Origin of the sequence: Clostridium uliginosum (genome assembly GCF_900112485.1) — a bacterium.
Lineage (GTDB): Bacteria > Bacillota > Clostridia > Clostridiales > Clostridiaceae > Clostridium > Clostridium uliginosum.
The window spans coordinates 1-20,592 of the sequence record NZ_FOMG01000010.1 but is presented as its reverse complement, the minus strand read 5'-3'; the positions used below and the strand labels follow the sequence as shown (position 1 = coordinate 20,592).

Annotated in this window: 22 protein-coding genes, 2 tRNA genes, 1 rRNA gene and 1 other annotated feature; of the genes, 6 read left to right on the top strand and 19 right to left on the bottom strand. The window is 27.2% G+C overall.

Annotation, left to right across the window (positions count from 1 at the left end; genetic code table 11):
• Nucleotides 1–77: 77 nt before the first annotated feature.
• Nucleotides 78–258 (bottom strand) — a binding site (T-box leader).
• Nucleotides 259–326: 68 nt separating this feature from the next.
• A complete protein-coding gene (gene ispD, locus BM027_RS08315; RefSeq protein WP_090090757.1) occupies nucleotides 327–1,001 on the bottom strand; it encodes a 2-C-methyl-D-erythritol 4-phosphate cytidylyltransferase in 675 nt (224 codons plus the stop codon).
• 20 nt (nucleotides 1,002–1,021) lie between these two features.
• Complete coding sequence (locus BM027_RS08310; protein ID WP_090090755.1) at nucleotides 1,022–2,116, bottom strand: PIN/TRAM domain-containing protein; 1,095 nt, start codon at nucleotides 2,114–2,116, stop codon at nucleotides 1,022–1,024.
• Between the two features lie 288 nt (nucleotides 2,117–2,404).
• Between BM027_RS08310 and BM027_RS08305 the strand changes: the two genes are divergently transcribed.
• Nucleotides 2,405–2,803, top strand: coding sequence for a nucleoside triphosphate pyrophosphohydrolase family protein (locus BM027_RS08305; RefSeq protein ID WP_090090753.1), 399 nt, complete (start codon nucleotides 2,405–2,407; stop codon nucleotides 2,801–2,803).
• 136 nt (nucleotides 2,804–2,939) lie between these two features.
• Here the strand turns inward: BM027_RS08305 and disA are convergent, their stop codons facing one another.
• Nucleotides 2,940–4,004: a DNA integrity scanning diadenylate cyclase DisA gene (gene disA, locus BM027_RS08300; protein WP_090090751.1), complete on the bottom strand. Its 1,065-nt coding sequence runs from the start codon at nucleotides 4,002–4,004 to the stop codon at nucleotides 2,940–2,942.
• Nucleotides 4,005–4,021: 17 nt separating this feature from the next.
• Nucleotides 4,022–5,389: a DNA repair protein RadA gene (radA, locus tag BM027_RS08295; RefSeq protein WP_090090749.1), complete on the bottom strand. Its 1,368-nt coding sequence runs from the start codon at nucleotides 5,387–5,389 to the stop codon at nucleotides 4,022–4,024.
• A 250-nt stretch (nucleotides 5,390–5,639) separates the two neighbouring features.
• On the opposite strand from radA, the gene BM027_RS18220 reads away from it, so the two are divergent.
• Nucleotides 5,640–5,807: a hypothetical protein gene (locus BM027_RS18220; RefSeq protein ID WP_175559958.1), complete on the top strand. Its 168-nt coding sequence runs from the start codon at nucleotides 5,640–5,642 to the stop codon at nucleotides 5,805–5,807.
• A gap of 85 nt (nucleotides 5,808–5,892) precedes the next feature.
• Nucleotides 5,893–6,120, top strand: coding sequence for a glutaredoxin family protein (locus BM027_RS08290; RefSeq protein WP_090090747.1), 228 nt, complete (start codon nucleotides 5,893–5,895; stop codon nucleotides 6,118–6,120).
• Nucleotides 6,121–6,254: 134 nt separating this feature from the next.
• On the opposite strand, the gene BM027_RS08285 is transcribed toward BM027_RS08290, so the two are convergent.
• The 5 genes from BM027_RS08285 to BM027_RS08265 form a co-directional block, all read right to left on the bottom strand.
• Entirely contained in the window at nucleotides 6,255–7,190 is a 936-nt protein-coding gene (locus BM027_RS08285; protein ID WP_090090745.1) for an NAD(P)/FAD-dependent oxidoreductase, read from the bottom strand.
• A 300-nt stretch (nucleotides 7,191–7,490) separates the two neighbouring features.
• Nucleotides 7,491–9,929: an ATP-dependent Clp protease ATP-binding subunit gene (locus tag BM027_RS08280; protein WP_090090743.1), complete on the bottom strand. Its 2,439-nt coding sequence runs from the start codon at nucleotides 9,927–9,929 to the stop codon at nucleotides 7,491–7,493.
• Nucleotides 9,930–9,951: 22 nt separating this feature from the next.
• The gene (locus BM027_RS08275; RefSeq protein ID WP_090090741.1) at nucleotides 9,952–10,974 is read right to left on the bottom strand and encodes a protein arginine kinase; all 1,023 of its coding nucleotides are present in this window, start codon (nucleotides 10,972–10,974) and stop codon (nucleotides 9,952–9,954) included.
• Nucleotides 10,955–11,533, bottom strand: a complete 579-nt coding sequence (locus BM027_RS08270) for a UvrB/UvrC motif-containing protein (RefSeq protein ID WP_090090739.1) — start codon at nucleotides 11,531–11,533, stop codon at nucleotides 10,955–10,957. Before BM027_RS08270 ends, BM027_RS08275 begins: the two co-directional genes overlap by 20 nt.
• 16 nt (nucleotides 11,534–11,549) lie before the next feature.
• Entirely contained in the window at nucleotides 11,550–12,005 is a 456-nt protein-coding gene (locus BM027_RS08265; RefSeq protein ID WP_090090737.1) for a CtsR family transcriptional regulator, read from the bottom strand.
• A 201-nt stretch (nucleotides 12,006–12,206) separates the two neighbouring features.
• Here BM027_RS08265 and BM027_RS08260 point away from each other — a divergent pair, with 201 nt between their 5' ends.
• Nucleotides 12,207–12,842: an MBL fold metallo-hydrolase gene (locus BM027_RS08260; protein WP_090090735.1), complete on the top strand. Its 636-nt coding sequence runs from the start codon at nucleotides 12,207–12,209 to the stop codon at nucleotides 12,840–12,842.
• A 249-nt stretch (nucleotides 12,843–13,091) separates the two neighbouring features.
• On the opposite strand, the gene BM027_RS08255 is transcribed toward BM027_RS08260, so the two are convergent.
• The 6 genes from BM027_RS08255 to BM027_RS08230 all read right to left on the bottom strand — a co-directional run bounded on the left by BM027_RS08255 (nucleotide 13,092) and on the right by BM027_RS08230 (nucleotide 16,833).
• Nucleotides 13,092–13,262, bottom strand: a complete 171-nt coding sequence (locus BM027_RS08255; RefSeq protein WP_090090733.1) for a DUF362 domain-containing protein — start codon at nucleotides 13,260–13,262, stop codon at nucleotides 13,092–13,094.
• Nucleotides 13,263–13,392: 130 nt separating this feature from the next.
• Nucleotides 13,393–14,301, bottom strand: coding sequence for a PSP1 domain-containing protein (locus tag BM027_RS08250; protein ID WP_090090731.1), 909 nt, complete (start codon nucleotides 14,299–14,301; stop codon nucleotides 13,393–13,395).
• A 3-nt stretch (nucleotides 14,302–14,304) separates the two neighbouring features.
• Nucleotides 14,305–15,237, bottom strand: coding sequence for a DNA polymerase III subunit delta' (locus BM027_RS08245; protein WP_090090729.1), 933 nt, complete (start codon nucleotides 15,235–15,237; stop codon nucleotides 14,305–14,307).
• Between the two features lie 14 nt (nucleotides 15,238–15,251).
• The gene (locus BM027_RS08240; RefSeq protein WP_090090727.1) at nucleotides 15,252–15,584 is read right to left on the bottom strand and encodes a cyclic-di-AMP receptor; all 333 of its coding nucleotides are present in this window, start codon (nucleotides 15,582–15,584) and stop codon (nucleotides 15,252–15,254) included.
• Nucleotides 15,585–15,717: 133 nt separating this feature from the next.
• Nucleotides 15,718–16,395: a dTMP kinase gene (locus tag BM027_RS08235; protein WP_090090725.1), complete on the bottom strand. Its 678-nt coding sequence runs from the start codon at nucleotides 16,393–16,395 to the stop codon at nucleotides 15,718–15,720.
• Between the two features lie 270 nt (nucleotides 16,396–16,665).
• Complete coding sequence (locus BM027_RS08230; RefSeq protein ID WP_175559957.1) at nucleotides 16,666–16,833, bottom strand: sigma factor G inhibitor Gin; 168 nt, start codon at nucleotides 16,831–16,833, stop codon at nucleotides 16,666–16,668.
• A gap of 177 nt (nucleotides 16,834–17,010) precedes the next feature.
• On the opposite strand from BM027_RS08230, the gene BM027_RS08225 reads away from it, so the two are divergent.
• Complete coding sequence (locus tag BM027_RS08225) at nucleotides 17,011–18,168, top strand: zinc-binding metallopeptidase family protein (protein ID WP_090090721.1); 1,158 nt, start codon at nucleotides 17,011–17,013, stop codon at nucleotides 18,166–18,168.
• A gap of 78 nt (nucleotides 18,169–18,246) precedes the next feature.
• Here BM027_RS08225 and BM027_RS08220 read toward each other — a convergent pair whose 3' ends face one another.
• Entirely contained in the window at nucleotides 18,247–18,750 is a 504-nt protein-coding gene (locus BM027_RS08220) for a hypothetical protein (protein ID WP_090090719.1), read from the bottom strand.
• Between the two features lie 264 nt (nucleotides 18,751–19,014).
• On the opposite strand from BM027_RS08220, the gene BM027_RS08215 reads away from it, so the two are divergent.
• On the top strand, nucleotides 19,015–19,962 hold the full coding sequence (locus BM027_RS08215) for a magnesium transporter CorA family protein (RefSeq protein WP_090090717.1): 948 nt from the start codon (nucleotides 19,015–19,017) through the stop codon (nucleotides 19,960–19,962).
• Between the two features lie 259 nt (nucleotides 19,963–20,221).
• Here BM027_RS08215 and BM027_RS08210 read toward each other — a convergent pair.
• From BM027_RS08210 to rrf, 3 genes are all read right to left on the bottom strand, one after another.
• Nucleotides 20,222–20,295, bottom strand: a tRNA-Cys gene (locus BM027_RS08210).
• Nucleotide 20,296: 1 nt separating this feature from the next.
• Nucleotides 20,297–20,372: transfer RNA gene (locus tag BM027_RS08205), tRNA-Phe, on the bottom strand.
• 3 nt (nucleotides 20,373–20,375) lie between these two features.
• Nucleotides 20,376–20,492, bottom strand: a 5S ribosomal RNA gene (rrf, locus tag BM027_RS08200).
• Nucleotides 20,493–20,592: the final 100 nt, after the last annotated feature.

The following is a 20,592-nucleotide window of genomic DNA, read 5'->3' as shown; positions in this document are numbered from 1 at the left end:
TATTCAATTTCCTCCAATGCATATTTTTTTATATTGAAGTGGTTTTTTTATAACAAAAAAAGCTCTCCCTATATATATCTTAGGGCGAACTTTCCATCGCGGTACCACCTAACTTTGTCCTCTAATAATGATAACGGTGTTAAACCGATAGTTTTTTCCTATTACTCAGAAGCTGGTTCAAAATCTGTTTGAAAATCTTACAGCCAAGGATTTTCTCTCTGATTACCGATTTTTACTATTCTTCATCATTGCTTTTATATATTCTTACAATTAACTTAATTCATTATAACTTTTTGCAATTTCGCTGTCAATATATTATCTTCCTACTATTTTGATACTAAATACTCTGCAATAATTAGATCCTCTGGTGTAGTAATTTTGATATTATTATATTCACCTTCATAAAGATAAACCTTATTACCAAAATACTCTACAACCATTGTATCATCTGTAATCAAAACACCTTTTTCTCTTATTTTTTTATGACAATCATATATCATATCAAATCTAAATGCTTGAGGTGTTTGAACAGCTACTAACTTACTTCTTTTAGGAGTATGTGATGAAAAATTATCTTCATCTTTAATCTTAATAGTATCTTTTGGTGTAACTCCAGGTGCTGCTGCTCCATACATTTTGGCATGCTTTATAGCATCTTCTATTATCTTTTCAGACGCAAAGGGTCTTACTCCATCATGAATTAATACTATTTCAGATCCTTGCGCCTCAATTAATCCATTATACACAGAATCATATCGTTCTTTACCGCCTGCTACTATTTTATCGATTTTTAACAAATTAGGTTCTAAAATTTTTCTTTTACAATACTCTATTTCATTGGATGGAACTACTAAAATTACTTTATCTATTAAATCATTTTTTAAAAAGTTTTTAATAGTGTAATAAAGAATTGGCTTACCATTCAAATTAATATATTGTTTACTTTGAACAGTACCCATTCTTTTGCCTTTTCCACCAGCTACTATTATTGCACTAACCATATAGAAAAATCTCCTTATTTTTAATTATCTCTCGGTTTTGCAAAAATCATTCTTCCAGCTGCAGTTTGAAGAACAGATGTAACTATAACCCGTATTGTTTCTCCAATATACTTTTTACCACTCTCTACAACAATCATAGTTCCATCATCTAAATATGCTACTCCCTGAGTTGATTCTTTACCATCTTTTACTATATCAATTTGCATTTCTTCTCCTGGTAATACCACTGACTTTATAGCATTTGATAACTCATTTATATTTAATACTGGTACTCCTTGAAACTCTGCTACTTTATTTAAGTTGTAATCATTAGTTATTACCTTGCCATTTAATGTCTGTGCAAGTTTTAATAACTTACTATCTACTTCATTTATTTTTGGGAAATCCCCCTCCCAGATTTGTGTTTCAATAGAAAGTTCTTTTTGAATTCTATTTAATATATCTAGTCCTCTTCTTCCTCTGTTCCTTTTTAATGAATCTGAAGAATCTGATATATGTCTTAACTCATCTAACACAAAGTTAGGAATAACTAATGGTCCTTCTATAAATCCAGTTTCACAAATATCAAATATTCTTCCATCAATTATAACTGATGTATCTAAAACTTTTGGTATTCCTTTTACTACATTATTTTTTGATTTTTTTTCTTTAGTTGCAGGTTTTTTTATATTTACAAGCAATGCTGTTATGTCATCTTTTTTCTTAATTAATATATCTGCACCTATTATTGCTGATATTAAGTTTAATAATATAAATAAAACTGGTCCTACAATAGGATATATACCATTTATTGGTTTTGCAATAAATGACATTAATATTAGTGCAATTACAGCTCCTAACGCCCCACAAATAATTTCAATTAATGTTAATTTTTGAATGTTTCTTTCAATATACTCAACTAAATTAGAAATAGATTTATATATAACTGGAGAAAAAATATATAATATAATTCCAAATAATAAAGATATAATTACAAGAAATATTATATTCCCAGGGAAAGTTGACAAATATTTTATATCTTGAATATTAGGTATTCCTAATAAAGAATTTCCTATAATATAACCAATCATTAATCCTATTGCAGAAAAAATTCCTCTTACTATCTTTTTTAACAAATAACTCACTCCTTCCTTATTAACACCTAAGTCTTTCTAAATTATCATCTAAGTGCTATTTAACACATGTTTCTATATATTAACTGTTATTAATTATATCATACTCTATCTTTATCTAAAATTACTAATTTCTTAAGTTTAATAAATTTTAATCCCCCTATTAATTAATTCAATTCTTCTGTATTATAAACATATATTTCAAACCTTAATCTTTTATTGACAAAATAGTCTGAAAATATTTATAATTACTTTACAGTAAAATTAAATTCTATCAAGGAGTTGAGACGTATGAAGGATATAATATTTGATGATTTTCAAAATTCTGTAAGTGATTCTTTGCTAAGACATAAAAGTATTCTAGATGTTCTTACTAAATATAGTGAATCCGGTGCTAGGGTAAATAGAGCTATTGCAAAAGCTGTTACTAATTGTGGTTGCATAAATATTAATGCTTCTAAACAATCTTTACCAAATGAAGATGATTCGATTGATGAACTAAGCAACTGTTTAAATACTCATATAAGTGGTGAACTTTGTGAAAACTGTCGTGAAATTATTGAAAGAGAAATGGGCAATAATCTTTTTTATCTTACATCGTTATGTAATGATCTAGATATAAATCTCTATGATGTTTTAATTAAAGAGCATAACAAGATAAATACCTTAGGAAAATTTACTTTTAGATAATATTACTATATAACAAATAAAATTTCGGCTTACTCATATGTTGTAGTGCCGAATTTTTTATTACAAAGTAAAACTTTACTTATATACAATTATTTAAGTAAGTTTAATAAACAAAATTCTTAATTTTTACTTTCACTTATATCTCTTTATTTAAAAATATTTGTTCTTTTATTCTTTTTAATCCGTTTTTAATAGCCGTTGCTCTAGCTTCCCCTATTCCCTCTACATTGTCTAATTCATCTGTATCTGCTTCTATTACATTGTTTAGTTCCTTAAATTCCTTAATTAAGTTATCTATTACATTAGATGGTATTCTAGGGACTTTACTTAATATTCTATATCCTTTAGGTGATATAAGTGTATCTATAAGAGGTACTCCTCCATGTCCTAATACCCTTGCAATTGAATCTAAATCTAAAACCTCAGTAGCACTTAATTTTTGTATTTGTTCGTATATATCACCATGAGCTTCTTCATCTTTACAATAATCTCTAATTAATAAAATTCCATCTCGTTCTATGTGCTTAATTAACTCACTAAGTTGCATAGATATAAGTCTACCTTCATTACCTAACTCTAAGATATACATATTAATTTCTTCCACTATTCTCATTACCATTTCAGTTCTTTGAACAGCAGTAACTACATCAAAGAGAGTAGTTAAATCTTGAAATTCTAGAAGATTCAAATTATTAATAACACGTTCTAGTACAGCTACATACTTTTCTAGAGTTTGTACTGCTTGATTTGCTCTTGCAAGAATTACACTACTTTCTCTTAAAACATATTTTATATCACCTTTATATATAGTTATTATGTTTCTTCTTTGAGATATAGCTATTACTATATTATTAGTTTGTTTAGCTACTCTATGAGCAGTTCTATGTCGTGTTCCTGTTTCATACGTTACAATTGAAGCATCTGGTATTAATTGAGCATTTGCACATACAATTTTCTTTAAATCTTCACTAATTACAATAGCTCCATCCATTTTAGCTAATTCATAAACATATGATGGACTATAATCAGAATTAATGGTGAATCCTCCATCTACTGTATTCATCACTTCTTTATTATCTCCAATTACAATTAATCCGCCAGTTTTAGCCCGTAGTATGTTTTCAAGCCCCTCCCTTAGTTGAGTGCCTGGGCACATTATCTTTAACGTATTTTTTATTTTCATTCCCTTTTCTATTCTCATACACTCACCTACTCTTCCTAAAATATCTTACTTATTACTTCTTTTAAACTTCCAATACCTATTATATTTATCTTACTCTTTTTAACTTTATCTTTATTTCTTTCTGGAATTACTACATTTTTAAAACCTAATTTCTCTGCTTCTTTAACTAATCTTTCAGTAGCTGCTATTGGTCTTATTTCTCCTGTTAATCCAACTTCACCCACAATAAGAGTTTTTTCTAATTTAAATTCTTTTGATTTAACACTAGATAATAAAGCCAATGCTAAACCTAAATCCGCAGCAGTCCCATCTATACTAAGTCCTCCTACTACATTTACATACACATCCTTGTTATAAAAAGGTACCTTTAACTTCTTTTCTAAAACAGCTAAAATCAAACTTAACCTCTGATGATCTATACCAACTGCTGTTCTTCTTGGCATTGGTGCGTTAGTTTCACTTACTAATGCTTGAATTTCTACTAAGATAGGTCTAGTTCCTTCCATAATTCCAATTACCACAGAACCTTCCTGATTATAGCTCGTATCTTCTAGAAATATTTTAGATGGGTCAAATACTTCTAATAAACCTTCTTGCTGCATTTCAAAAACACCTATTTCACTAGTAGTTCCAAAACGATTTTTCATAGTTCTTAATATTCTATATTCCTCTGTTCGTTCTCCTTCAAAATACAACACTGTATCCACCATATGTTCTAGCACCCTAGGTCCAGCCAACTCTCCTTGTTTTGTAACATGAGCCACCAAAAAAAAGGGTATGTTGCTACCTTTACATATTCTCATAATAGTGTTAGAACACTCCTTTACTTGAGAAACACTTCCTGGTGCCGATGAAATACTATCTTTAAATATGGTTTGAATTGAATCTATAATAACAAAATTAGGATTAATCTGTTCAATATATATTGAAATAGCATCCAAGTTAGTTTCAGATACTATAAAAAGATCTTTACTATTTACCCCTAATCTATCTCCTCTAATTTTTATCTGTTGCTCAGATTCTTCTCCAGAAACATAAAGAACCTTTCCATATTTGAGCGAAATGTTATTTGCAGTTTGCAACAGCAGTGTTGATTTCCCAATACCTGGATCACCAGAAATTAATGTTAAAGATCCTTTAACTAATCCTCCACCTAAAACCCTATTAAGCTCATTAATTCCAGTATCATATCTTTCATTTTCTCCTGATTTTATATCTCTAATATTCTTAGGAGAATTATTTTGTAATATACTGTTAACTTTTAATGTTAAATTTTCTTTAGTGCTGTCTTTTATTTCTTCATTAAATGTATTCCAACTACTGCATGAAGGACACTTTCCTAACCATTTTGCAGATTCATATGCACATTGTTGGCAAATATATACAGATTTTATTTTAGCCATATAAATTCCTCTCTTAATAATTTAAAAATTACCATATTTATATTTTTCAATTAATAATTTTATAATAACATAAATTTTAATATTAATTATATCATTTAATAAAATTTATAATCAAATATATTTATTTATATTTTACTAAATCTCATATAGATATTTATATCACTATACATATATTAAGTCTCATAACCACTATTGTATAAATAATTAATTATTACAAAAACTATCTATATAATTTTAAGGAGATGATCATATGGTAAGTAAAGATTTTTTCTCAACTATTACTGTTCCTTCTAAAAATATACTTAGGGATAAAAATAAGTATACTTTGAATTACAGTTTTGATAATTCATATTCTTCACATGAGTTCTCTAATTTAGTTTTAAACTCTAATTTAGAAAATGGTAATATGATAAAATAGTTAAAAATATAGGATTATATTGATATGCTAGCTTTAAAGTATTATAATAATTATATAATAATTATTATCGTTTAAGGAGGATATTATGATAAAAGTGTATTCAACAGATTCTTGTCCTTGGTGTGTTAAAGTTAAAAACTATCTAAAGTCTCAAAACGTTGAATTTGAAGATTTAAATGTTCAAGATGATATGATTGCTAGAGAAGAAATGATCAAAAAATCTAATCAAATGGGTGTTCCAGTATTAGATATTAATAATAATATTATTATTGGATTTGACAAATCTGCTATCTTAAAAGCACTTGCTCAATAAACCTTTATGTTATTTACATATATAAAAAAATAACTCTATGCATTTTAAAGCCTTAGTATAACAACTTTATATTATACTAAGGCTTTCATAATATTAAATTATTTATTAATATTTTTGCCTATTAAATTCATCTATTATTTCTTCTGTTGTAATATATATTTTTCTGCATTTAAAAGTGCTATTGTTCCATCTGCTACAGCTGTTGTAATTTGTCTATATTTTTTTTCACGTACATCTCCAGCTGCATATACACCTTTTATGTTTGTTTCCATATCTTCATTAGTAACTATATATCCCTGTTTATTTAAAATTAAATATTTATCTAAACCTGTAGTTTTAGGTTCTGTACCAATATATCCAAAAATAGCATCTAAATCTAATTTAGTAAGTTCTCCTGTTTTTTTATTTTTAAGAACTACTTGTTCTAAAAAATTATCACCTTTTAACGCTTCTACATTTTCATTAAAAAGTACTTCTATCTTAGGATGATTTATTACTGCCTCTATTAAAGTTTTTTCTCCATTAAAATAATCATGTCTTCTAATTATAAATAGTTTTTCTGCAAACTTAGTTAAAAATATTGCTTCTTCTAATGCAGAATTCCCCCCACCTACAACAGCTATTCTTTTTCCGTTATACATAGCACCATCACATATAGCACAATAATGAACTCCTTTTCCTGCATATTTAGATTCTTCAGGTAGTGGTAACCTTTTAGGTGATGCTCCAGTAGCAATTATTATTGCTTTAGATTTATATATGTAACTCTCAGTTTCTACTGTTTTATCACAATCTGATATTTTTATATTTTGGATTAGATCAAATTCATCTATAACAACACCTAATGATTCAACCTGTTTTTGAAAAATATCAGCTAACTTACCTCCTTGTATACTTTCAAATCCCGGATAATTTTCTATAGTGTAACTATTTCTTACTTGGCCACCTACAATTTTCTCTTCTAGCAATATAATATTTAATTTAGCTCTACCTCCATAAATTGCTGCTGCTAATCCTGCTGGACCTCCTCCAATTATAACTAAATCTACTTGTTTTATTTCTTTATCCATGTCCTCACCTCATATGTCTAGGATAATCACATTTTAAATTAATTATTCTATTATAATCATTCTCACGTTTTTTTCTTTAAATGTAAAATCTATCTTTTTGTAATTTTATCACATATACTTATATTAATAAAGATTATTATAAAATAAATATTATCGTGTCCTGAAGTAACTACTTTAACTAATTCTATGCTCCATTTTAGCATATTTGACATATTGAAAATACTATCTTTTAAGTCTTCATATATTACCATAAAAAAAGATGTTAATTTTATTTCAATAAAATTAACATCTTTTTTATAACTAATCTATTTTAGTAAAAATAAGATTATTATCAGCTTCACTAACATTAAGTTTATCGCCAATTTTTATATTTCCTAAAAGAATTTCCTCACTTAATTTATCCTCAACTTCTTTGGTAATAAGTCTTCTTAACGGTCTTGCTCCATAATTTAAATCAACTCTCTTGTTTAATAAGAATTTCTTACTATCTGTCTCAAAATTTAAGTGTATATCTTTATTTTCCAGTCTTTTACTAATAGAATCTAACATTAAATTTACAATTGAAAGCAAATCTTCTTCTTTTAATTTATGGAATACTATTGTATCATCAATTCTATTTAAAAACTCTGGTTTAAAGCTCTGTTTTAGTTCTTCTAAAACATTATCTTTCATCTTTTCATATTCAGAATTATTATCAATATTTGTATTGAAACCAATCACTTTTTGTTTTCTTATTTGGTGAGCTCCTACATTTGATGTCATAATAACTATTGTGTTTTTAAAATTTACCACCTTACCATGTCCATCCGTAAGTCTCCCATCTTCCATAATTTGAAGCAATATATTGAAAATATCTTGATGAGCTTTTTCTACTTCATCTAAAAGAATAACAGAATAAGGCTTTCTTCTAACTGCTTCTGTTAGTTGCCCACCTTCTTCATATCCTACATATCCTGGAGGTGCTCCTATTAATTTAGCTACAGAACTGCTCTCCATATATTCTGACATATCAATTCGTATAATACTATTTTCATCACCAAACATTGCTTCTGCTAATGCTTTTGAAAGTTCAGTTTTACCAACTCCAGTAGGTCCTAGGAATATAAATGTCCCTATTGGCCTGTTTGGATCTTTAATCCCAACTCTAGCTCTCCTTACAGCTTTTGATATAGACTTTACTGCTTCACATTGTCCCACTACTCTTTTGTGTAATATCTCTTCTAATTTTAATAGTTTCTCACTCTCTTTTTGTGTTAACTTTTGTGCTGGTATTTTAGTCCAAGCAGATACGACATCTGCTATATCTTCTTCATCTACTACTAATGCTTGAACTGAATTTTGAGTGTTCCACTCTTTTCTCATAATATCCAATTCTTCTCTTAATTTCTTTTCACTATCTCTAATACTTGCTGCTTTTTCAAAATCCTGAACTCTAATGCAATCTTCTTTTTCTTTTGTTATATTATGAATTTTTTCTTCCATAAGCTTCAAATCAGTAGGTGGAATTAAATTCCTTATTCTTACTTTGGATGCTGCTTCATCTATTAGATCAATTGCCTTATCTGGCATAAATCTGTCTGCTACATATCTATCTGATAAATCCACTGCGGCTTCTAAAGCTTTATCTGTAATTTTAACTCTATGGTGGGCTTCATATTTGTCTCTTAATCCCCTTAAGATACTTAATGTCTCCTTTTTAGATGGTTCACCTACAGTAACTGTTTGAAATCTTCTCTCTAGTGCAGAATCCTTCTCAATATGCTTTCTATATTCATCAATGGTTGTTGCTCCAATACATTGAATTTCACCTCTAGCTAATGCTGGCTTTAATATATTAGATGCATCAATTGCTCCTTCAGCCGCTCCAGCTCCAATTATCATGTGAATTTCATCTATAAAAATTATAACACTCTTATCTTTTATAATTTCTGCCATTACTTTCTTAAGTCTATCCTCAAATTCACCTCTATATTTGGCTCCAGCAAGTATGGCTGTTAAATCTAATGAAATAATTCTTTTATTTCTCAATATTTCTGGTATATTTCCCTCAACTACTCTTTGAGCTAACCCTTCAATTACAGCTGTTTTTCCTACTCCTGGTTCTCCAATTAAACAAGGATTATTTTTAATTCTTCTACATAAAATCTCTAATACTCTTTGATTTTCATTATCTCTACCAATTACAGGATCTAACAAACCTTCTTCCGCCAATGCTGTTAAATCTCTACCATATTTATCAAGCATAGGTGTTTTTGTTTTCAAAGAATTTGAGTCTTTATTTTCAGATATATCCTCTTTGTAGTTTGATGATAAAAATGAGATTATTTCAGTTTGTACATCTTTAAAATCTAACTTTAAATTCTTTAACACTGTGTAAGCCATTCCCTCTTCTTGTTTAAGAAGAGCTAACAATACATGTTCTGGACTAACATATTTATGCTTTAATCTTTTAGCCTCTACAAAGCTCTCATCAAGTAATCTTTTAGCCCTAGGTGTTAGCAATATATCATCTTCTGGCATTTGTATATCGCCATATCCTAAATATCTTTGAATCATTTCTCTTATCATATCAATATCAATGCCATATTCATTTAATAATTTAGCTTGATATCCCTCTTCTTTCAATAATCCTAATAATATATGTTCTGTTCCAACATATCCATGTTTAAAATTTTGAGATTCACTTTGAGCTTCTAATATTACTGCTTGAGCTCTCTTTGTAAGCTTATTATACTCCATTCTTAAACCCCTCCTTCATATTCTAGGTTTCTTTTAATATTATTTTTATAATTTTAGCTCTTTCATAATTAAGTTCCTTACTTGAAAGTTTTCTTCCTAAGTAATTTTGGAGTGAAGAATCTCTTGTAATTATTAATAGTTCATTTAACTTAGTTTTTTCAATATCTAATAAAGAAAGTTCTACTCCAAGTCTTACACTAGATAATAAATCTATAGATTCTTTAGCCCCTAAAAGTACTGCTGACTTTAACGTTCCATATGCTCTATATATTTTATCTTCAATCTCATATTTACATTTGCTTAGTAAAACTTCTCTAAATTTCTTTTCCTCAGAAATTACATTTAATACTACTCCCTTTAAATTACCAATAATCTCTTCCTCTGTAAGTCCTAATGTTACTTGATTAGATATTTTATATATGTTTCCATATGATTTCGTACCCTCTTCATAAATGCCTCTCATAGTCATGCCTATTTGAGTTAAGCCTTTTGCAAAATTTGCAATTTCATCACTAAAAGTTAATGCTGGTAAATGCATATTTACTGATGCTCTCATTCCTGTTCCAATATCAGTAGGGCAAGTAGTTAGATATCCTAGATTTTCATCGAAAGCATAATGTGCATTTCTTTCTATTTTGTCGTCAAGTTTTGTTATACTCCTAAAGACTTCATCTAAGTCTAACCCTGCGCTTATACATTGCAATCTTAAGTGGTCCTCTTCATTTATCATAATACTAATTGTTTCTTCTTTATTCAAAATAAATGCTGTTTTATCTCTATTTTTAATTAACTCTTTACTTATTAAGTGCTTATCCACATAGCTGTTAGATATCTCTTTATCTTCATTCCAAAGTTGATGAAGATGTATCTCTTCATCAATAATTTCATTTTTAAATATATCATATATTAATTCCACATTTTTTCTTGCTTCTATTGTAGTTAATTTATTAGAAAAGGGCACTTCCTTTAAGTTTCTAGATAAAGAGATCATACTGCTTAAAACTATATCATCATTATTGCACTGTTTATAAATCCAATTTTTCATTGCCCTTTTTCTCCTTTACATTAAAAACTTTATCTTCCAAATCATCTTTAAATATAAATGTTTCTAGTTCTTTAATCTGATCTCTTATAACTGCTGCCTTTTCATATTCTTCTAACTTTATTACATTTTGCAATTCTTGCTTCAACTTAATAATTTTTCTTTTTTTAATTAGAGCCTCTCCATCGAACTTAGGAATCTTTCCTATATGTTTTATACTTCCATGTATTCTTTTTATAATAGGTTGTAGAACATCTGAAAATGCATTATAACATTCACTACATCCTAGTTTACCGTTTTTTTCAAATTCCGAATAACTTAAATTGCACTTTGGACAAATAATTTGTTTTGCTTTTACTTTATTACCTCCAATATTATTTAAAAGTCCTGTTAATATACTTTCAAATGGTAATCCTGTTATCTCATCTATAGAATTTAAAAATGGAATATCTGATATATCCTTTGCACAATTTTCACATAACCAAATTTCATTTTTTTCTCCATTTACTATCTTTACCAAATTAATTTTAGCCTCATTTTTTTTACATTTTTTACATAACATATAAATCCCCCACCTTTTAAGACAAACTCACCATAATCATAGCTTTAAGAATATCTGCCCTTATCTTATTTCTATTTTCCGTTGAAATTAAAGTTCTATCATTTATAGCTATCTTCATTAGTTCATACTCTTTGTCTATAATTATATTTAATTCAAATAAATTGTTTAATATGTCTACAGCATTATGATATGTTATTGTAGATCCTATACTTTGATTTATTATTTCTTCTCTCATATTAGAACTATCTTGTTCTAATTGTTTAATAACTATATGTCCTCCGCCACCTCTTTTACTCTCAATTAAATATCCTTTATTATAAGTAAATCTTGTTGTTAGAACATAATTTATTTGTGATGGTGCACATCTAAATTGATCCGCTAATTCATTTCTTTGTATAAATATAATATTATTGTTACTATCATTAAACATTTCCTTTATAAAATCTTCAATTATATCTGAAAGTTTTGCCATAACTTCACCTACCTAAACATCAGTTTAATTATTTGCTTTTGACTTACTTTGACTTTATAATAATTATACTATTTTATACTATCATTTAAAATAGTATACTTGATTCTATTTTAAAATTGAATATTTTTCAACTTTAATGTTAAAAATATAAATAATTGAAAAATCATAATTTGTTATTTAAATTAAGAAGGGAACTATTTTATGAAGTTAACTTGGTATGGACATTCATGTTTTTTAATGACTACATGTAGTGGCAAAAGAATATTGATAGATCCATTTAATGATGTTATAGGCTACAATAATAAATTCCCTCAACCTGATGTTGTAACTATAACTCATAAACATTTCGATCATTCTTATTTGAACGATATTAATACTACTAAGATTATTAGTCAAACTGGCGTTTTTAATTTTGATTTTGTACATATCGAAGGTATTCCATCATTTCATGATAAATATAATGGTCTTAAAAGAGGACCTAATATAATATATATTTTTAAAATAGATAATTTAAAAATATGTCATTTGGGAGATTTAGGTCATGTACCATCTGAATTGATTTTACAAAGTTTGAAAAATATTGATATATTATTTATTCCAATTGGAGGGCATTTTTCTTTAAATGGTCTTGAAGCTTCGAAAATTAGTAAATTAATTTCTTCTAAGTATATAATTCCAATGCACTATAATACATTTAAATCTTCACTATACTTAGATGATGCTAAAAATTTCTTAATATCTATGAAAAATATAAGAAAAATAAATTCAAATATAATAGATACTAATACACTAAAATTTGATAGCAAAAATGAAGTACTATTTTTATCTCCACCATAAAATTAAGCATATGCCTAATTTTATATAATGAATTCTTTTAGGCATCTTCAAAAAGATAACTAGTCAATATACATCCCTTATTAGACTATTATTTTATGTGAATCACTTACTCGCGAGTGTATACGAGTCGAGCTTCCTTATGACACAAAATAGACTAACATACTGACTTATTATTTATTTTAATATGCCTTATCATTAATATAATTTTAAGCAAAATAAAAAAGATCGTCCTTAGACGATCTTTTTTTATTATTCTTGAACTGGAGCACCAACTGGGCAAACATTAGCACAGTTTCCACAATCAATACAAGTATCTGCATCAATAACGAATTGTGTATCTCCTTGACTTATAGCATCAACTGGACATTCTCCAGCACATGCTCCACAATTAACGCATGAATCATTAATTACAAATGCCATTTAAAAACACCTCCTATAACTATATGATAATTAACCATTTACATTCTATCATGTATTTTAATCTTTTAAAAGTATTTTATTATAAAAGTGTTACATTGCAAATTATTAGTTGATTTATTTATAATTTTCTTTATTTTTCTTCTTTTATTAATTCTTTTATTAATTTCTTATCTTCTTCTGATTCAATTTCCAATTTTATATCAGAATCATCAACTGTATCTTCATAGCTTCCAGAAACTAACTCTATATCTTCAATCTTATATAAATCTACTACTTCTTCGTCTCCACGTTTTAACTTTACTTTTACACTCTCTTTAACTGTTAAATTCCCTATAACTTCTCCTGTTCCATCTATAGTCTTAACTATTGATCCTACTTTTGGAAGTCTCTTTCTTATATTCTCATATGTGCTTTGCTCATAATTCAAACAGCACATTAATCGTCCACATATTCCAGATATTTTAGTTGGATTTAATGAAAGATTTTGTTCTTTTGCCATTTTAATGGATACTGATGCGAAATCCCCTAAAAAAGTTGAACAACACATAGATCTTCCACATGGACCTAATCCACCTATCATCTTAGCTTCATCTCTAACACCGATTTGTCTTAATTCTATTCTAGTCTTAAAAATAGTTGCTAAATCTTTAACTAATTCTCTAAAATCAACTCTTCCATCAGCTGTAAAATAGAAAATAACTTTATGATTATCAAATGTATATTCTACATCTATTAATTTCATCTTAAGATTATGTTCTTGTATTTTACTTAAACATATATCTAATGCATCTTGTTCCTTACTCTTGTTTTCCTTATGCTTTTGAATATCCTTTTCATCTGCTATTCTTATAACCACCTTTAATGGTGATACTATATCTTCATCTTTTATTTCTTTAATTCCTATAACACATTCACCAAATTCTATGCCCCTAGCAGTCTCAACTATTACATAGTCTTCTTTTTTAACAGCAAAGTCTACAGGATCAAAATAATAAATTTTACCTGCTTTTTTAAACCTCACGCCAATAACTTTTATCATAAATTATACCTCCGCAAATCCCATAAGCAATACAGTTATGGTCATTGAATAATTTGTATTACTATTTAAATTAACCCTAGCTTCCTTTATGTATTCTAACATACAATTAAGCTTTTTATAAGACATTCCTAGTGAGATATCCTTTAGTCCCTCTAATTGATCAAAATTTACAATTAAATCATTAGTATTTAATTCCTTTAAGAACATAATATCTCTTATATATGAAATTAATATATTTAATAAATCTTCTTGATTTTCTTTTGAAAAGTTTAATGATTGTTTATATTTTAATACAAAATTTTCTTTTTTATTTACTATATCTTTTAATAGCTCCATTATTAAGTCTCTTAAATTTCTCAATTTATCGTTTTTTATAAATTTATCCACTCTACCAGGTATGCCTGCACTATAAGCTAATGCAGCTTTCTTATTCTCTATATTTAAATTAGGATATTTATATTCTATGTATATCAATATTTCTTCTTTAGATAATGGTGTTAGTCTATATAGTTGACAACGTGACTTTATAGTATCTAAAATAAGTTCTAACGATTCACTCAATAATATTAAAAACACTCCTATTGGTGGCTCTTCAATTGTTTTTAATAATGCATTTTGTGCTTGTATTGTGAACTTATCACATTTATGTAGTATTAAGACTTTTTTATCTCCTTCATAAGGCTTCTTACTAACTTCCTCTATAATGTTTCTTATCTCATCTACACCAAAAGAATTAGAAGAAGGATAATAATTTATAATATCTACATATTCTCTGTCACCCTTTACATCTAAAATGTCTTTAGCTAGACATTTTGCTACTATATCTTTGCCAATTCCATCATCACCAATTATTAAATTAGCATGAGAAAAAGCATCATTTATCTTTCTTTTATTAAATCCATTAATGATTTTTTTATGTCCAATGATTTCTCTCAATGCCTAAACTCTCCTTATATCTTTATAAATTTATCAACATCCACTACAAAAACAGTGGCTCCGCCTACATTAATTTGAATAGGACATTGTTGAATATAGCCACCATCATTACCTGTTAAAGGTGTTGGTGATACTACTATCTCTTTTCTTCTCTTACATACATCTTTAATAATATCTATAACTATTTCGAGCTTATCTTCTTCAACTCCAACCATTAATGTTGTATTTCCTGATTTTAAAAAACCACCCGTAGTAGCAAGCTTTGTAACTCTAAAATCTTTATCCATTAAAGAATCTAATACATCTGAAGCATCTTCGTCTTGAACAATAGCAATAACTAATTTCATTATTCGTCACCCCTAAAATAATATACTCTAATATATATTATTTTAACATAAATATGTAATTATTTTTATATCTAAATAATATTTATCTTAGCAATCCATTCACTTCATTTTTATTTTTTACGTTAAATTTAAACTAAATGTATTCTTTTACCTTATTATAAATTTCGTTGTGAATTTCTTCTATACTTTTTAAATCATTTCCAAAATTACATTTTATTTTATTCCAATTATATTTCTCTGCTATTTTTAAAGAGTTATTATAAGAATTTATTAAATATTGCTTATTACTCTCATGTATATCTTTTTCTTTTTCTCCTGTAAATTTATTAACTCTATCTTTCATAAGTTTTTGACTTATTTCTGGTGGCACATCAAGAAATACTACACAATCTGGAATAGGTAATTTATATAAGTTGAATTCTAATTCATATAACCAATCTAAATATTTTGCCTTTTCATCATCCTCCATCTTAACTGCTTGATGAACCATATTAGATGTTGTATATCTATCTGCTATAATTATGCCCCCGTCTTTATAAAACTCTTCCCATTCAATCTTATATGAAGCAAATCTATCAATAGCATAAAAAGTTGATGCTACATAAGCATTTACATCTTCAGGATTTTTCCCAAATTCTCCATTTAAATACATTTTCACAGGCATACATGCGGGACTTTCATAATTAGGATAGGTTATTTTTTTTACATTATACCCTTCTTGTAATAATCTTTCATATAATCTTTGTGCTTGAGTTGCTTTTCCTGAAGCATCTGAACCACTTTCTATTATAATTAACTTACCTTTTTTCATAATAAACTTCCCCCATTTTTATTGTATATAAATTCTAATTAAGTTTATACATTTGAATTACTAAACTATTAAAAAATTCCTAAGAGAATTTATGCTACATTGTAAATTGTTAATTAAAACATATATATATTTAAAATATATAACTTTTAATAATAAAAAATAGCTATACATTAAAATATAGCTATAATAAACACATCTCATAAATCATAATAAAAATTTCAATATTAATAATATTTTTTCTTTATGGTACATCTATATTTGTATACCATTTTATTTAAATAAAATGGTTTTTATTTTTTCTCTATAATAATCATATTTAGGATTATTATTTGTAAGATTTACAATTTCCTCTTCACATGTTTTGCAAATTTTTTCTCCGTTTAATATTATACCATTATGTTTTGTTTTACTACATAAAAAACATTCTCTATTTATCAATTTTATTTCCCCTCTCTTTATTTTTCTTCCCTCTAATTTTAATTATTACCTATATATAAGTTTTTAATCTAAGTGAATTTATATTTATTTTTTTAATTTTAATAATACAAATATTATTTTTACTTATTGGCAAAAATAATATTAGGCACATTAAATAACACTGGGGAGGATTAATTTATGAAAGAAGAAATAAATTCATTTTTATCTACTTGTGATCAAGATCTTAAAGATTTATGTAATTACTTATATAATAATCCTGAAAAAAGTTATAATGAATTTAAATGTTCCAAATATATTTGTGACTTATTAGAAAAGTATGGATTTAATGTATGTAGAAACTTTTTAGATATTCCTAATTCATTTATTTGTGAAAAAGGCAGTGGACATCCTAAAATATGCTATTTATGCGAATATGACGCTATAGAAGGTTCTGGACACATTACAGGACATAACCTGTTAAGCACTATATCTGTTGCTGCTGCGCTATCTTTAGGCAATGTTATTGACAAGCTTAGTGGTTCAGTTGTAGTCATAGGATGTCCTGGTGAATATTTAGGTGGAACTAAAGCAATTATGACTAAGCAAGGTGCCTTTGATGATATAGATGTAGTTATGGTTGCTCATCCCGATATATTAACCAGTGAAAGTGGCTCTTCTTCGGCAATAATTCCACTAAACATAGAATATAAAGGTATAGATGGATTAAGTTTTCTAAATAAAAATGCTTATACTGCTTTAGATGCCGTCTTATTAAATTTTAATATATTAAATTCTCTTACAAAGGGTTTTCCAAAAAATTTAGAAATAAACTCTATTCTATCTAAAGGAGGATATACTCCTTTATTATTGCCATCAAAAGTTGAAGCTAAATTCTATATTAGAAGTAAAGATTCTAAAACTGCAGAATGGGCTGATAATAAGCTCAGAAAAATTGCTCAATATGTATCTGATTTAACAGGAATAGAAAATACAATTTCACTATATGAGCCTCCAAATCAAGAATTAATAACTAATAGAACTTTAAATAGATTATTTAGTCACAACTTAAAAGAAAATGGAATAATTGAAATTGGTACCCCTCGTGATATCTATGCAGGTTTAAGCTTAGGTACTGTTAGTCACAAAGTTCCATGTATTCACCCATATATATCCATAGTAAATGATTCTAGTACGCTCTATGGCACTAAAGACTTTGCTAAGGCTACCTTATCATCGTTTGCATTTAAGCAATGTAAAATAGCTGCATTAGCTCTTGTTTCAACTGGTATAGATTTAATAGAAAACAAAACATTGCTTAGTGAAGTTAAAACAGAATTTTTTAACTTTATAAAATAATAAAAGTCTATCAAAAGATTTTCTTTTGATAGACTTTTATTATGATATTAAATCTATTACGTATTTTGGAAACAAGTTCTAACTTGCTTGTACAATTTTATTGCTTAAGTTTAATTTCCTTATTAATTGATCACTTGGATTAAAATTAAATCTATAATATTGATCTTCCTTTTTATATATGCAACAAAAAGTTTTAGTATTACTTAATCCACACAAGTGGTTTCCTTTATTCTTAACAATATATTCCTTAGATATGTAATTTTTTTTACCTGTTTTACCTACATATACTATTTCTGATACATTAATACTCTCTAAGTTTGTTTCTTGATTAGAAAAAATTTTATTAATAATAAGTTTATTAGCGATTATTGAATATTTGTATGATACCTTACATTTTATTATGCCAAAAAATATTATACCAATAGTTGAAACAATAATAAAAACATTAACTAGCTTAATAACCCTCATATTATTTAATGGCAAATTACCTACTCCATTATGTAAATATATCATCATCGTAATAATAAGTAATAGTCCTGCTATAACAGGTGCCTTTCTTCTTACAACTACTTCTCTATGCATTTATATCTTCCTCCATAATTTATATTTAAAACAATATTTTGATTATACTAATCTTTTAAATTTAAAGCTATGTTTATATTATCTTATATTTTGTTATATTTACGGTAATTTTGAAAATAATCCTATATTTTAAACTTATATTACTCTTTACTATGTTTTAATACGATTTTCATATTTTAAAAGTTATTCTAATAGGGTAAAGTTATTTACAAACTAATTCATCATAGTATAATAAGAATTGAAATATAGGGGGAGGTGTTTTAATTGATTCAAATTTATAAAAGTGCGAGTGAATTTGACCCAACTTTAAAAGTAATAGATACTATTGAAAATGGTTCTTGGATAAATATAATTGCACCATCAGATGAAGAATTAATATTAATATCTAAAAAAACAGGAGTATCTTTAGATTTTTTAAAAGCTCCACTAGATGATGAAGAAACTTCACGTATTGATACTGAAGATGATGCTATGTTAGTTATTGTGGATATACCATTTACTGAAATGGAAGATAACTCATTAACATATGATACATACCCATTAGCAATAATACATACCCAAAAACAATTAATCACTATTTGCCTTAAGAATAGTAAAATAATAACAGACTTTGCAAATTGTAAAATTAAATCCTTCTATACATTTAAAAAGTCAAGGTTCATACTACAAATATTAAATAGAATATCAACCTATTATTTATTATATTTAAGGCAAATTGATAAAAAAAGTTTAATGATAGAAAAAAGGTTGCATAAATCAATGAAAAATAGAGAGCTCATACAATTACATTCATTAGAAAAATCTCTTGTTTACTTTTCTACATCTTTAAAAGCTAATGAAATAACTTTAGAAAAAATGTTAAAATTAGAGATAATGCAAAAATATCAAGATGACAAAGATGTGCTAGAAGATGTAATTATTGAAAATAAACAAGCGATAGAAATGACTGAAATCTATAGTAACATACTAGCTAGTACAATGGACTTTTTTGCTTCTGTTATTTCAAACAACTTAAATATAGTAATGAAGGTTCTTGCCTCAGTCACTATACTTATGGCCATCCCTACAATTATAAGTGGAATATTTGGTATGAATGTACATTTACCATTATCTGAGGGTAATCCAAATGCATTCTCAATTGTTATGGGATTAACTTTGGGAATATGTATTTTAGTTGCATTTGTTTTATATAAAAAGGATATGTTTAATTAAAACCATACATAATTCGATAATTATAATAAATCTAATAGAGGGGATCTACTCTCTATTTTTTTTATAATATTTCACCGTGTTATGTTTTTATTAAAAAGTTATCCCCAATAAATATTTATATCCCCATAAATAACATATATATTGGGGATAACTTTGTGTGTTATGTACTTTTTTGTGGATATAAATTTAATATATCTTTTAATAAGATTGCTTTTAAATCAAATAAAAAAACCTTGAAATATAAATTTCAAGGTTTTTTTGGAGGCGCCACCCAGATTTGAACTGGGGATAAAGGTTTTGCAGACCTCTGCCTTACCACTTGGCTATAGCGCCATGGTGGCTCGAACTGGAATCGAACCAGTGACACGAGGATTTTCAGTCCTCTGCTCTACCGACTGAGCTATCGAGCCGTTACCTGGCAATGTCCTAGTCTCCCACACAGTCGCCCATGCAGTACCTTCAGCGCTGTAGATCTTAACTGTCCTGTTCGGAATGGAAAGGAGTGTTACTTCTACGCCATCATCACCAGATTAATTGAAAGAATTGTTCTTTCAAAATTGCACATAAGTTTGAGTTTCCTCTAATGTATATATTTACTTAATTAATTATTGGTCAAGCCCTCGACCTATT